This is a genomic window from Dietzia sp. 179-F 9C3 NHS (assembly GCF_045369825.1).
Classification (GTDB): domain Bacteria; phylum Actinomycetota; class Actinomycetes; order Mycobacteriales; family Mycobacteriaceae; genus Dietzia.
Genome location: NZ_JBIQES010000016.1, coordinates 17,097 through 30,950 on the forward strand (window position 1 = coordinate 17,097; position 13,854 = coordinate 30,950).

Annotated in this window: 11 protein-coding genes; 8 read left to right on the forward strand and 3 right to left on the reverse strand. The window is 67.0% G+C overall.

Features of this window, described 5'->3' with window-relative positions; genetic code table 11:
- The first annotated feature begins 123 nt into the window (after positions 1 to 123).
- The 3 genes from ACH0BZ_RS14835 (at position 124) to ACH0BZ_RS14845 (ending at position 3,398) form a co-directional block, all read left to right on the forward strand.
- Entirely contained in the window at positions 124 to 531 is a 408-nt protein-coding gene (locus ACH0BZ_RS14835; protein ID WP_406899461.1) for a helix-turn-helix domain-containing protein, read from the forward strand.
- Positions 532 to 607: 76 nt separating this feature from the next.
- The gene (locus tag ACH0BZ_RS14840) at positions 608 to 826 is read left to right on the forward strand and encodes a hypothetical protein (RefSeq protein WP_406899422.1); all 219 of its coding nucleotides are present in this window, start codon (positions 608 to 610) and stop codon (positions 824 to 826) included.
- A 2,167-nt stretch (positions 827 to 2,993) separates the two neighbouring features.
- Positions 2,994 to 3,398: a helix-turn-helix domain-containing protein gene (locus ACH0BZ_RS14845; RefSeq protein ID WP_406899424.1), complete on the forward strand. Its 405-nt coding sequence runs from the start codon at positions 2,994 to 2,996 to the stop codon at positions 3,396 to 3,398.
- Here the strand turns inward: ACH0BZ_RS14845 and ACH0BZ_RS14850 are convergent.
- Genes ACH0BZ_RS14850 through ACH0BZ_RS14860 form a run of 3 tightly spaced genes read right to left on the reverse strand, consistent with a single transcriptional unit; the run spans position 3,395 to position 5,393 of the window.
- The gene (locus tag ACH0BZ_RS14850; protein WP_406899425.1) at positions 3,395 to 3,946 is read right to left on the reverse strand and encodes a hypothetical protein; all 552 of its coding nucleotides are present in this window, start codon (positions 3,944 to 3,946) and stop codon (positions 3,395 to 3,397) included. The genes ACH0BZ_RS14845 and ACH0BZ_RS14850 overlap by 4 nt on opposite strands.
- Positions 3,943 to 4,932, reverse strand: a complete 990-nt coding sequence (locus ACH0BZ_RS14855) for a hypothetical protein (RefSeq protein ID WP_406899427.1) — start codon at positions 4,930 to 4,932, stop codon at positions 3,943 to 3,945. The genes ACH0BZ_RS14850 and ACH0BZ_RS14855 overlap by 4 nt, the downstream gene beginning before the upstream one ends.
- Complete coding sequence (locus ACH0BZ_RS14860; RefSeq protein ID WP_406899428.1) at positions 4,929 to 5,393, reverse strand: ImmA/IrrE family metallo-endopeptidase; 465 nt, start codon at positions 5,391 to 5,393, stop codon at positions 4,929 to 4,931. The genes ACH0BZ_RS14855 and ACH0BZ_RS14860 overlap by 4 nt, the downstream gene beginning before the upstream one ends.
- Positions 5,394 to 5,476: 83 nt before the next feature.
- Between ACH0BZ_RS14860 and ACH0BZ_RS14865 the strand changes: the two genes are divergently transcribed.
- The 5 genes from ACH0BZ_RS14865 (at position 5,477) to ACH0BZ_RS14885 (ending at position 13,709) form a co-directional block, all read left to right on the forward strand.
- Positions 5,477 to 5,728 carry a glutaredoxin domain-containing protein gene (locus ACH0BZ_RS14865; protein ID WP_406899429.1) on the forward strand — a complete coding sequence of 84 codons (252 nt, stop codon included), beginning with the start codon at positions 5,477 to 5,479 and terminating at the stop codon, positions 5,726 to 5,728.
- Positions 5,729 to 5,776: 48 nt separating this feature from the next.
- Positions 5,777 to 6,115 carry a hypothetical protein gene (locus ACH0BZ_RS14870; protein WP_406899431.1) on the forward strand — a complete coding sequence of 113 codons (339 nt, stop codon included), beginning with the start codon at positions 5,777 to 5,779 and terminating at the stop codon, positions 6,113 to 6,115.
- Positions 6,116 to 6,497: 382 nt separating this feature from the next.
- A complete protein-coding gene (locus ACH0BZ_RS14875) occupies positions 6,498 to 6,917 on the forward strand; it encodes a hypothetical protein (protein WP_406899432.1) in 420 nt (139 codons plus the stop codon).
- A gap of 340 nt (positions 6,918 to 7,257) precedes the next feature.
- Positions 7,258 to 7,887, forward strand: coding sequence for a hypothetical protein (locus ACH0BZ_RS14880; RefSeq protein ID WP_406899434.1), 630 nt, complete (start codon positions 7,258 to 7,260; stop codon positions 7,885 to 7,887).
- A 98-nt stretch (positions 7,888 to 7,985) separates the two neighbouring features.
- Positions 7,986 to 13,709: a helicase-related protein gene (locus tag ACH0BZ_RS14885; protein ID WP_406899436.1), complete on the forward strand. Its 5,724-nt coding sequence runs from the start codon at positions 7,986 to 7,988 to the stop codon at positions 13,707 to 13,709.
- The last annotated feature ends 145 nt before the right edge of the window (positions 13,710 to 13,854 follow it).

Consider the following 13,854-nt stretch of genomic DNA (forward strand, 5'->3'; position numbering starts at 1 on the left):
AGTCCGCTAGTGGGAACTTTTCAGGGCTCTAATGGTCAGACTTGGTTGACGAACACCGCCGATCGAGGAGGGCCAATGCCTCGCCGCGCGGGGCAAATCAGCCCCACCGCGCTCCGCTCCGCCATGTCGAGGCGAGCTGTGACCGCGGAGGACCTCGCCGTCCACCTTGGGACCTCGACCAGCGCCGTTCACGGCTGGCTCGCGTCGCGCCGCGTGCCCGAGCCACCGGTCCTGCTTGCGCTCGCCCGGGCGCTTCGGCTGCGTCCGGCTGACCTAACGCTCATCGACGAGGCGCAGGAGCGGCTCGCGGACCTGCGTATCCACGCCGGGCTGCTCCAGGCGGCGGCGGCCGAAGCGGCGGGATTGCGTCAGCCGCAGCTGTCCAAGATGGAGCGCGGCGTGTCGGTCCCCAAGCCGGAGCTGTGCCAGGGCTTGGCCAGGGCCTATGGCGTGCCCGAAGAGCGCGTTCTCGCAGCATGGAAGCGCAGCCGGCGGGACCGGCAACGTCACGCTGCGGCGCGACTGGCCTAATGTCGCGATATATTCCGACACGCCGCGCCGCCAGGAAATCTGGCGAATCGAATTACAAACGTGCTAGTACTACCGTATGACGACTCCCCGCCGCGCTGGACGCCGAGAACACCGGCAGCAGCTCAATGCCGAGATTGACAAAGACCTCGTCGCGGAGTTCCAGGCAGTGTTCCTGCGCTCTGGGCGCAAGCGGTGGGAGGTTCTCCAAGACGTCGTCGCCTACGGTCTTGCCGAATACCAGCGGCGAGAGCGAGAAGCTCCCGGCACGCTCGATCTGCTCGACCGTGCCGGTTGACCCTGTCCCCTACTGCACAAGGAGGCGCACACGCGCTGTACGACGCGACCTGATCTGAGGTCGCCGTTGACAACCGCATAGGGCACCCGCTCAAAAGGAATCGCCCCTCGGGGGGCAATCCGAGAGGCGATTTCTGAGAGTGTGACCGGAACGAGTTGCAGCTCGTACACCGGCGTTTGGTGCCCCTTCTACGAAGGGACCGCTTTGCGAAGCTGTTCTGAGGGTAGCGCACACCCGTTTGCGGTGTCTATCACCGACGCCACGGGCGCGTCTCGCCCTCCACAGATCACCTCGTCCACCCCGGACGACCTCGCCGGCCTAGCCGAGCTCCTGGCCGACAACACCGTGCGCGCCTGGGCGCTCGCCCCTACGGGCCAGGCCAACCGGGCGATCAAAGTCGGCAGTGGAACCGCCCGTGAGCTGGCCCTCAAGGCTCAGCTCCATACCGGCGAGGCGGCGTGGGCAGTCGTCGTGCGCCCCCGCCCGGAGGTCCTGGCTTTCGACCTCGACGGGTGCGCTTCCCTCGTCTTGCCCGACCTCATGCGGGCGGCCGAGGACACCAGTTCAACGGTCCTCGCCTGCGTCGCCTCCGGGCGACCCGATTGCGCTCACCTGTGGTTGGCGCCCGCGAGCCGCCACGGGCGCGACGAGCTGTGTCGCGTCGCGCGTGCCCTCGCGGACCGCCACGAGCTACCCGCCGGTGCCCTCGACGACCGGACCGATAAGTCCATCCGTCTGCCCGGCAGCGCGAGTCTTAAGCCCGGCGGCCACCATGCCCGTCTCATCGACCCCGAGACCGAGCACCACGTCTCGGCCGGGAACGTCCTCGCCCGCGCCCGCAACGTCCTTCCCCCCACGCCAGTCGCACGATCACAGCGACCCGCTCAGCGGTCCAAGAGCAAGGCGACCCGCCGACACCGGCCAGCCGTCCTCCCTCTAGCGCTCGACGCACGCCCCCAGCTCGTCACCGAGGCTCCTCGCGCCTGGCGTCCTCGAAAAGCTCTGTCCATCGAGGACTGGGCGACCCTGAACGACACTGGAACGCCCGACCGCTCGGCCGCCGCCACCGCCGCCGCGTGGGTGCTGTGGCAGCACGGCGTTAGGTCCGCCACCGCAGCTTTGTGGTGGTACCGGCGGTGCCGGGCGTTCGACAAGTTCCGTCAACGCGACGAGACGAGCCGGACCAGTGACTGGTCCGCGTGCCGCCGGCACTGGAACACGATCGCTGAGCGAGCCCGGTCCTACCGACCCGAGGCCCCCGCCGCGACTCTGCAACTGATCGCCTCCGCCCGCGAGGCGATCGCCGGGTGGGCCGACGCTGACCTCCAGGCCGTCGCCGCGGTGGTGATCGACCGCGTTGACGATGGGCGTGGCGTCACTGATCGCGCGATAGCCCGCCGTGACATCCAGCTCGCGCTCCACCTATCCGACGGAGTCGCTGCGGACCGCCTCCGCGCCCTGGTCACGGCGGGGTTGCTCACCGTCTCGACTCCGTGGAACCCGGACGCTCCCCGAGAGGCCACCCGCTACTCCCTGAGGGTGCCACCGGCTGCTTCCCCGGGGGATTCTGCCCATGACGTCACAAGCCCCCCCTCTGGGCCCTCCCTCCGTCACCCCCTCTGGGGCACCCTCGGGCACACCGCCCGCCGCCTGTGGGACCTCCTGCGTCACTCCCCCCACCCTCTCTCCACCTCCGAGGTCTGCTCCGCGCTCCACCTGCCCCGCGGGGACCGCTCCCACGGTGCCCTGAGGCTCCTCCACCGCCTCTGCGACCTCGGCCTGGCCACGGCCACCGGCACTGGTCGCGGGCGGCGCTGGTCGCTGGACCCCGCCGGCACTCTCGATGCCGCTGCCGAGCACACAGGTGCGCTCTCCCGGGCTCGCGAGCTGGCGGCTCGGATTCACGCGGAGCGCGCCTGCTGGCACGCCGAATCTCGCGCCGAGTCCCACCGCGCGCGCTCCGGTCTCCGGGCGCTCACTGCACGCCTCCACCACCCCGACGCCCAACCCGCGCGGTGCGCGCACCCACCGCGGGAGCCGGCCTTCCGGCACCACACGCCGCCGGCCGCGCGCTCCAGACGCGCCGGACCGGTGCACTTGACGCGTCAACAGCGGACGGGGGCTAGTAGACTACTCCCACCACCCATGCCACAAGGAAGGAGCGCAGATGCCTGACGGCTACTCCTTCGCTGACCGTTTGAGCACCCTCATGTCTACGGTTCACCCTCCGGATCGCGGACCCTTTCTCCAGAAAGAGGTCGTGGCCGGAGTCAAGGAACTCGGCGGCGAGATTTCGCAGCAGTACCTATCGGAGCTGATCCGGGGCGTGGGGCGGCGGCCCTCGGAACGAGTCATCGGCTACCTGGCGCAGTTCTTCGGCGTCGATCCCGCGTACTTCCGTGACGATGCCGCCTACCACCGCACCAACGAGTACATCGCGGTGATTCAGGAACGTCAGCGCAGTGACTTCCTTGCGATGTCCGCACGGGCGGTGGACCTTCCGGAGGACGCGATCGCCCGCATTACGGAGGTCGTTGAAGAAGAACGTCGCAGGGCTGGCCTCGACGACTAACGGCCGCCGCCCCAGTATCCTCCGAGCCCGCCGATCACGGCGCCGAGCACGGTCTCGGTCGGCGTGTGATGGCTGATCCGCACTCGTGCCCACGCCACCGGCGGGACAAGCGCGACGCCCCACCAGCACCGGGGTGAGACCTCCCTGGCGAATACGGCCACCATGCCGGTTAGCACTGCTGTGTGGAAACTGACCTTCACGCGCAGAGTCGCCGTTCCCGCCAGGCCCAGTGAAATCAAAGCCGCTCGGCTTAGCCGGCGCAGTTCCGCCGGCGCTCCGAGCCGTTGCTGGGCGGCGATCAGGGAGGCGACGGAGACCGCGATGCCAGCGATGACCAGAGGGCGATCCTCTCGGCGTGTGACGTGGTGATCCGACAGCGAGCGTCGGCGCACACGCAGTGCAATGGCTGCCTGCGGCAGGGCTCCTAAGCCGATCCCCGTCACCACACCCCACCGGGGCGAGCGGACGAGGGCGCCAAGCTGGGTCGATCCCACCGTGAGGACGACCCAGGGGGCGAATGCCTCTGTCAGGACTTTCTCGAGTTTCACCGTGACTCCCCTCGGTCATAGGACCTGCCCATTTGAGCTACGACGGTGGTGACTTCGGCTCGGCCCACGTGGTCCGGTGCGGGCGGGAAACCCGTCTCGGGACCGGTGAGCCGGACTATCTGGTGCAAGGCGTCCAGGACCTCGACGGCTCGGTCAGCGACCCACGAGTCGAAGCCGAGACGGAAGTCCGAGGAACGGCGCACGGCTGGCACCGCCGCGAGGGTCCGGGCGTGTAGCCGCCGAAACCGCCTCCAACTGCGCCAGGCCCTCACGTCCGCCTCTGCCGTCGACCACACGAGTCCGGCCGTCAGCAGCACGATGGACGCCAGCGAGAGCAGCTGCGTGATGACGAAGTCTGCTCCGGCGGGCGGGTCGCTTGTCCACACTGCCTGCCGCAGATACTCGACTCGGGCTACGCACCACCCCGCGGCGAAGCCGGCGCCGACTGCCATGATCGCCACACCGCGTTCAGCCGGCGAGCTGATTCGGAGCGGCCAGATCACCACGAAGAACCCGAGGCTCGCAACGAGGCCGCCAATGTACGCCACCAGCATCGCCACGACGAGCAGTGGCTGCGAGTGGGACCACTCGACGTACTCCACGCTCGTGCGCTTCCCTGATCCACCGGCGAGAACATGCAGCGTGGTCACGGCCACCGCCGAGGACGCGAACCACACCCACACCACAAACTCAGTCCGCGCCCGGTGCGACGGCCGCTGCGCCAGGCCCATCAGGAGCACCCCGACACCGCATCCGAGCAGGCCCACGTGCTTCAGCATGGTCGGTGCCCACACTGTCGCCGCGCCCGGTCCGCGCAGGATCACCTCAACCGGCTCTGTAACCGCGAGCATTGCTGCCAGGAGCGAGGCGGCGGTCAGAATCGCCGCCCGCAATGTGGGGCTCGGCTGCACCTGGTTCCGGAGTACTCGGGTGGCCAGCCATGTGGCGACAACGACCTCCAGCGCAAGGAGGAAGGCGATCGTCACCCGAAGGCCTCATCGAGGCGACTCTGCCGCTGCGTCGTCATTCCGCGGCGAAGTCGGCGGCTCACGGTCGCCGCGAAGCGTTCGGCGTCGGCCTCCCGCTGCGCCCACTCCCGAAAATGCGGGACCACACACGTCTGCTGCGCGTCGCCACCCATCAGGAGAGAGAGCAGCCGGTCGTCGTGGGCCGAATGTGCGGTGTCATGGTGTCCGAGCAGAACATGTCCGAGCTCGTGCAGCACTGTGTGCTCTCGCAGGTCGCCGGGCAGGTCGGGATCGACGTAGATGATATGCCCGTCCGGCGTCCTAGCGCACATCCCGTACCGGCCGGGTGGCTGACTGCGCATCTCGACCCGGACTTCCTCGCCGCAGACCTCGCGGCCGGCGGCGACCACGGCACTCACACCCGCGCCGTCGCAGGAGGTCGGCATCGCCGCCATCACGCTGTCGACCACCGCGTCCACAGGGGTGCGCGATGGTCGAAGCAGGCGGCCGATGATAGACACCTCACTAGGCTACGAGGACGAACTCGGAATCGGGAGGCCATATGACAGACCCGCAGGTTGTCCTCTACGGCCGCCCTAGCTGCCAGCCATGCCGGCTGACCAAGTCCAAGCTCGAAACGGCTGGCGTTCCCTTCCTCTACGTCGACCTCGATCAGGACGCCGACGCCCTCGATGGTCTCACCGACGAGGGGTGGGCCACCGCCCTGCCGGTCGTGGTCACCCCCGAACTGCGCTGGTGTGGACTCGCCCCCGACCACATCAAGACCGTGTGCACGCGCTACGGCATCGGCTAGTCTGATCCACGACACTGCGTTCACCCCACACCAGAAAGGACCACCACCATGGTCATCGACGGCAACGTCATCGCTATCGGCACCCTCAACCAGCTCAAGTCTGGCGCCTCAGTTCTGACCATCAAGGTGCTGCACCGGGCGTACAACCCGCAGGCGCGCACTTTCACCGGGCAGATCGTCTACGACGTCGAGCTGCGCAAGCAGCTCGCGGAGAACGCCCACGCCAGCCTCCAGGTGGGCGACGACGTCCTCATCGACGCAGACGAGCACGACCTCACCGCCACCACCTACACCGACTCCCACGGCACGACCCACCCCGTCATCAGCGGAGCCAAGGCACGCAACCTCGGCATCAGCATTCGCTCTGAGGCCATGCCAGTCGAGTAGAGCGCGAGGTGGGTAGCCCCTTTCCCTGCCCCTGCCAGTCTTGGTGCTCCACTCCCGGAGTCAAGGTCGGCGCCGGCTGCGCCGCCGCCCGGCCGGCCACGAACAATCTGCGACGCGCTCGCAAGCTCGCTTACTTCGCCGCAGATTCTCCGAGTCCGGCCGGGTTTCCCTCTCTTGACACCGTCCGCTGCGCACCAATCGGGCCGGTATCAGGGAAAGGGGAGCCATGCCAACGGCGGCCGAGCAGTGAGCGCCGAATCCGCAGGTGAGAGGCTTCTAACTAGCTACATGCATCATCCACCCACCATACATGCATGATGCGTGTAGACTGAAAGCGTGCCCGGAAGGACCGGCACACCCCACACCAGAAAGGACCACCACCATGACGACTCTGCACCGCGTGACCTGGACTGAGACGGTCCGCTACTCCGAGCTGGTCGAACTGCCCGAGGACTGGGACGACCTCGACGCCGAGGACCAGGGCGACTGGGTCGCTGACAACGTCGAGGACCTCGACGCCGCGTACCTCGCCTGCGAGGAGCGGGAGATTCTGTCCTGCGAGCGCACCAGCCCCGCGGATGCGAAAGCGCACTACTGGCTGGAGGCTGGCCGCAAGGCGGACGAGCGGATCAAGCAGGAACGTGAGGAGTACAAGCGCGCCGCCGTGAAGGAGCTGCGCGATGCCATGCAGGCCCTTGCTGCGGCCACCGAGCAGGCCGAGGAAACCGGCGACTACAGCAAGGCCGACGCGCTGGACGACGCGATCGTGCCCCTCGTGCGCGGGGTGCTGCGCTTCCTCTGAGCGTTAGAAACCGAGTCCCCTGCCTCTCGCCAAGCGAGAGTCAGGGGACTTTTTCACATGCCCCGACGGTCGTCCCCAGGGCGGCGGCACTCACCGCCTCGCAACGCCGATCACGGCGAGGCGGCGAGGAAGATCGACGGCGTCCGGGCGCAGGCCCGCGCCGGGCGCCGACGAAGTACACGAGGGAAGGGTGGAGATAGTGCCCAGGAGCGAACGACGACCAGTGCACGGCAACAACCCCAACGCGGATTTTCGGGGCCGTAGGCTGAGGCCACCCCGTAGACGAGCTTGGAGGCGGAGTTGTCAGACCAAGAGGACCTGTTCAGCTTCGACGCCCGCGATGACCAAGGAGAGGGCCATGTCGGAAATGACGCGCCGGGCGGTCGAGGCCGCGTGGGACCTGACGCGCAAGGACCAGTTCCCGACCCCGGCGGCGCGGGCGGAGGCGATCGCGGCCGAGGCGGAGAGGCTGGACGAGCTGATCGGGGACCTCGCGCAGACGTTGCGGGACCAGGGGATCGCGCAGTTCCGGGAAGCGAACCAGGGTCACCTTCCGCCGTTCTTGGAGACGGTGCAGATCGGCAACCGAGCCAGGGCGCAGGCGGAGGAACTGATCCTGCACCAGGAGCTGGGCGAGGCGACGGAGCTCGCGGCGATGGAAGAGGACGAGGAGACCTTCGCGGACCAGAACTGGAGGGACAGCCCGGACCGCTGGAAGGACCACACCGACCTGCTGGACGACCCGACGCCGGAGATCGACGCGTTGACCGACGAGGTCTGGCCGGAGCAGACGATCCGCTTCCGGGTGATGGCGGCCTATTTGATGCAGACACGCTACGAGGACTCACAGCCGATCCCGGAGACGCCGGACGACCCCCTCAAAGCACAGTTCACGGACCTCGTCGCCGCGGCAGTGGCCCACAGCGAAAGCGTCCTGTCCGAGTACAGAAGGATGAACCTGAGCAGCTAGACCTCGTCTTTGACGAGACTGGAGCCGCACCGGTCGATCCGGCCACGCTCAACGTGCACGCAGAGCCTCTCCCCGACCCCGCACGGGATCGCCAGTCCGTGCCCGTGCCGGATGCGGCGGAGTTGGTGACCGTCGGGGCGGGCGGGGCCGGCGTCGATGACGACGTCACCGCCGACCCGCGTCCAGAACCTGTCGACTTCCCCCCGAGCCGTGAGGTACTTGTGCCCTCGGGCAAGCACGCTCGCGCAGCGGCCAACATCGAGGCGATCAAGTTGCTGCGCGTCCTCGAGTTGGAAGATCGCTACGCCACGCCCGAGGAACAGGACGTGCTTGCCCGGTGGTCCGGGTGGGGTGCCGTGCCCGAGGTGTTCGATCCGCGACGAGAGGATTTTGCCGACGAGCGGGCCGAGCTGGAGAGCCTGCTCACCTCGACGGAGTGGAATCGTGCCCGGCACACCATCCTCAACGCGCACTACACCGACCCCGCCGTCGTTGCCGAAACGTGGAGCCTGCTGCGCCGGGCAGGGTTCCAGGGCGGACTCGTTCTCGAACCCGGATCAGGAAGCGGCACCTTTCTCGGCCACGCGCCAGCCGATGCGCAGATGGTCGGTGTCGAGCTCGACACCCTCTCTGCGCGCATCGCTGCCTCGCTCTACCCGAGCGCGCAGGTGCGGAACGAGTCTTTCGCGGACACGGCCGTGCCTGACAATGCGTTCGTCGCAACGGTCGGCAACGTGCCGTTCGGAGACATCAAGCTCTGGGATGACGCGCACAATCCCGGTCAGCACTCGATCCACAACCACTTCATCCTCAAGTCGCTGGACCTCACGGCTCCAGGTGGATACGTCGGCCTGCTCACGAGTCGCTACACCGCCGACCAGGCGCGGTCGGATGCCCGTCAGGCAATGGCTGACCGCGCCGACCTCGTCGGCGCGGTCCGCCTGCCTAGCGGCGCGTTCCGCCGCGTGGCCGGTACCGAGGTCGTCACGGACCTCCTGCTATTCCGTGTCCGCGAGGAGGGCCAGGAACCCACCGAGGCCACGCGGCATTTCGTCCGCACCTCTGACGTGCAGATCGAGATAGACACGGCCGACGGATACGCGCCGCCGACCACGGTCCGCGTCAACGACTACTTCCTCGACCGCCCGCAGAATGTCCTTGGCGAGCTGACGGTCGGACACGGCATGTACGGCAACAATGAGTTGCGCGTACTAGCCAGCACCGACCAGCCGCTACATCGACAGATCGCGGACGCGCTCGGCCCCATCGTGGACGCCGCCGTCCTCGATGGCTACGGCCTCACCGCACAGAGGGACTCCGTCAACTACGCCTCAACGCTGCTCGATGAGCGCGGCCTGGTGACTCCGGTCGAGCGGCGGGAGGAGGTCGCCGTCGACACGCTGCGCTACAACAGCGACCTCGACCTCATCGAGCGCTTCGACGGCACCGGGTGGTCTGACAGCGGGTGTGCCAAGAGCCGCACCGCCGAGTGGCGAGCCATGCTGGAGCTGCGCGACAACTTCCTTGCGCTGATCGATATCCAGCGCGTCGGCGGAGACGCTACGACCAAGGACGCCCTCCGGGTCGCCCTCAACGAGCGCTACGACCGGTACGTCGAGCGCTACGGCTTCTTGAATCGCTTCACGTGGCAGGAGCCCAGGGCCGTCACCCAGGACCAGCACGACAAACGGCTGGACGAAGCCGTGACGGAGTGGATCAGAACCGAGGGCCGGGCTTACGACGCCGAGGAACGGGCCGACGTTCCCGACGAGGTGATCGCCCGCTTGGACGACGAGGCGTGGGAGCCGACCGGATCACGCACGAAGCGGGCACCCCATCTGGCCGGCGCGATCCGCAACGACCCCCACTATCAAGCGATCCTGTCCCTCGAGTCATTCGACGAGCAGCGCATGATCGCGCGCAAAGCGGCGGTGTTCACCACCGACGTGCTCGAACCGGCTCGGCCGGCCGAGCACGCAGATACCATCCACGACGCCCTCGCGCTGTGCATGGACGAGAGCGCCACGGTCAACGTCGCGCGCATCGCTCAGCTGCTCGACGCGCAACCCGACGAGGTCGAGACCCAGCTCCAGGACGAGGCCCTCGCGTTCCGGTCCACCGAGGACCCCACCACGTGGATTCCGAGCACTCGCTACCTGTCGGGCAACGTGCGGGCGAAGCTGGCCGAAGCCGAGGCCGCCGCAGAGACAGACGACCGCTACCGCGCGAACGTCACCTCGCTACGCGAGGTTCTGCCCGCGCGCATCGAGGAGGGCATCAGGGCACGATTGGGCGTCACATGGGTCACGCCGGAGGACTACGAGCAGTTCATCGCAGACACCTTCCAGATCGACAAGAGCGCCGTCACCGTCACCTACGTCAACAACGAGTGGCAGATCGAGGGAAACAGCCACTACAGCGGCTACAAGGGCGACGCGCTGGCCTACGGTCTGGTGCCCCAACGTGGTAGCTACTCCACCAGCGGCTACAACTTCACCGGCACTCAAGCAGAACAGGGGTTGGACAACCAGGGCGTGTCCCTCGGCCGCGACCGATCTGGCACGTTCGACCATTGGCAGGTCTTGGAATGCCTGATGAACTCCAAGCCGATCACGGTCAATCGCTCGAAGGAGTACAAAGAAGCGTTCCCCGGGGGCGGAGACGTCCACGCTGGCGCGACGAGGGCCGCTAAACAGCGCGCAGAGCGCCTGCAAGAGGTGTTCGCGGAGTGGGCGCTGCACGGAGACCCCGAGCGTCGAGAGCGGCTTCTGACCGAGTACAACTGGCGCTTCAATGCGACCGTGGCTCCCACGTACGACGGCTCACGGCGATCGTTTCCAGGGTTGGGAACCACCTTCTCCCCCTACGCGTACCAGCGCAACGCCGTCGAGCGCATCGTCAATGAGCCGACCGTGTTGCTCAATCACGTCGTGGGTGCGGGCAAGACCGGCACCATGCTCATGGGTGCGATGGAACTCAAGCGCCTTGGCTTGGTCCGGCAGCCCTGGTTGGTCGTTCCTAACCACATCTGCGATCAGATTTCACGGGAGGCCAAGCAGTGGTATCCGGCGGCGAACGTGCTCTCCGGGGCCGGCCGCACGACTCGCGATGACCGGCAAAAGCTCATCGCCCAATCCGCAGCCCAGGATTGGGACCTCGTCATCGTCCCGCTGTCGGCATTCACCCGTATGAAAACCTCGCCGCAGACGCGGGCGACCTTTATTGAGCGTCAGCAGCAGGAGTTGGAGCAGTCGCTGCTCGAAGTCGGCCAGAACGGTGGTAGCTCAGCCACGATCAAGCGGATCGAATCTGCCATGACCAAGAACCGCCAGCGGCTCGAGAAGGCCCTGGCTGAGGCCCGCAAGGACCCAGGAATCACGTTCGAGAGCAGTGGTGCCGACTATCTTCTGATCGACGAGGCCCACCTCTACAAAAATCTCGGCCGAACGTCCGGGGTCCAGGAACTGAGCCACCCTGGCTCCGATCAGGCAATGGACCTCAAGCTCAAGCTCGACTACCTGCGCGCCCGCAAGCGGCAGGAGGCGCTCGACGCCGGTACGCCAGCAGATGCCTATGTCGAACGAGTTTGTACGTTCGCCACCGGGACCCCGGTCGCCAACTCTTTGGCCGAGCTCTGGGTGATGCAGACATATCTGCGTCCTGATCTGCTCGATCACGCAGGGGTGGCGGGCATCAACGCCTGGGGACAGAACTTCACCGACACGACGGAGTCCGTCGAACTCAACGCTTCCGGCACCAAGTTGCGCTCAGTGACCCGCGTGGGGCAGTTCGCCAACGTCGGAGACCTCGTCGGCATGGTGTCTCAGTTCACCGATGCCGTCACCCGAGACCAGGTGCCTGTAGAGCTTCCCGTCAAACGTACGGGCGGCAACATCGTGGTCGACTTCGAGCCGAGCCAGGAGGTCAAAGACTTCATTCAAGACCTGGGGTACCGGGCTGACACGATCGACCCGAAGCGGATGGACCTGGACAACTCACTCAAGATCGCCAACGACGGCCGCAACGTCTCCCTCGACCCCCGCGCAGCTGGCCTCGCGGCTCCGGCCGAGGGTGGGCGGGCCAGGGAGGTCGCCGCGCGCGTCCTCGCCGAGTGGGACGCGAGCAGCGACACCGTGTACCGCGACCAGTTCGGAGAGGAATCCAGTGAGCGAGGCGGCTTGCAGATCGTGTTCTGTGACCGGTCTGTGCCGACGAAGGACGGGCGCTGGAATATGTACGCGGCGATCCGAGACGAACTGATCGCCGGCGGCATGCCCGCGGAGAAGATCGCTTTCGTTCATGACTACCCCAAACCCGAGGATAAGGCTGCGCTGTTCCAGAAATGCCGGGACGGACAGATCAGTGTGCTCATGGGAAGCACAGAGAAGATGGGCACGGGCACGAACGTGCAAACAAGGGCTGTTGCGCTCCACCACGTGGACGTGCCCTGGCGACCGGCCGACCTCGAACAACGAGAGGGGCGCATCATTCGCCAGGGAAACCAGAACCGCGAGGTCGCCGTCTACAACTACGTCGCCACCGCGACGTACGACACGGCCATGTGGCAGGCCCTCAACCGGAAAGCGGCATTTCTTGAGCAGTTGTACGCCGCTGACCGCTCGATCCGCAGCATCGAGGACCTGTCCTCCGACAATCTGGCCGAGTCCACGGCCTTGGTGAAGGCAATCGCCACAGGGGACGATCGCTACCTGCGACGCGTCGAACTCGAGCGAGACCTCGAGGGTCTTGAAGCCAAGCGAGAGAGTCACTTGGCTGAGATACGCGGCCGCAGGGACGAGATGACGGCGCTCACTCGCACGATCCCCAATGACGAGAAACGCCTCGGACGGCTCGAAGCCGCAGCCCCGGCTATGCAGGCGTGGGCTGACCAGGAGAACAAGACCTACGAGGTCGGCGGCGAAACGCTCAACTCTCGCACGCACAGCATCCGAAAGGAGGCTGCGGACCATCTGCTGGAGACCCTGCGGGAGAGTTACGTCCAGCTGCGCGGAGCAGGTCCAGACGAGAGCCACCACGTCGCCACGATGGCCGGCATACCACTGCGCGTCACCCGCGTCATGGAGCACGACATGATCCTGCTCAGCTACGGAGACACAGGCCTGACGGCGACCAGTATCACGCAGGACCAGCTATGGGCCCCGCGCGACGGGGCGGGGGTCTTTGGCGTCTGGGGTAGCCGCGACAACCTCGATCAGGCGCAAGCCGCCGGCGAGGAAGCCCGAGGAAGTCGAGCGGCAATGGCCGGCGGCATCCTCACCCGAATCGAGAACACAATCCGGAGCGCACCGCGCGAAGCCGAGAAGGCGAGCAGGAAGCTCGAGGAGGACCGGGCGCGGCTAGACGAGCTGCACAACACTCCCGATGAGCCGTTCCCCGACGCTGCGCAGCTCCAGGCGATGAAGGCAGAGCTCGACGGGATCAACGACCAGCTCAAGGCATACGAGAACTCCGATGCCGCGAAGCTCGCCCAAGATGAGCTCCAGGCTCGACTCGCCATGAGAGGCCGCTCCGATGGGTGGTCGCTCCTGCTCAATCCCACACCGGCCCTTGTTGAGGAGCTGGGGTTCGAGACGGCCGACGAGGTGCGCCAGATGATGTGGCGCCGCGAAGTCGAGGCCATCGAAGCGTACGGCGCTCTCACCGAACCTCCAGTTGCCCAGACGCAGGACGTGGACTCGTTCACCGAGTCCTACCTCGACTACCTCAGGCGGGAGCGCCAGCCGGACTGGACAAGCGAACCCGACGAGTGGGGGCCAAACCCCGACCAAGGCCCCCAGCCCGACCACGGACCAGACGTCTGAATCGCTCCCCCCGCCCTGGGGCGTTTCAGGTGGGTGGCCCCTTTCCCTGCCCCTGCCAGTCTTGGTGCTCCACTCCCGGAGTCAAGGTCGGCGCCGGCTGCGCCGGCGGCCGAGCAGTGAGCGCCGAATCCGCAGGTGAGAGGCT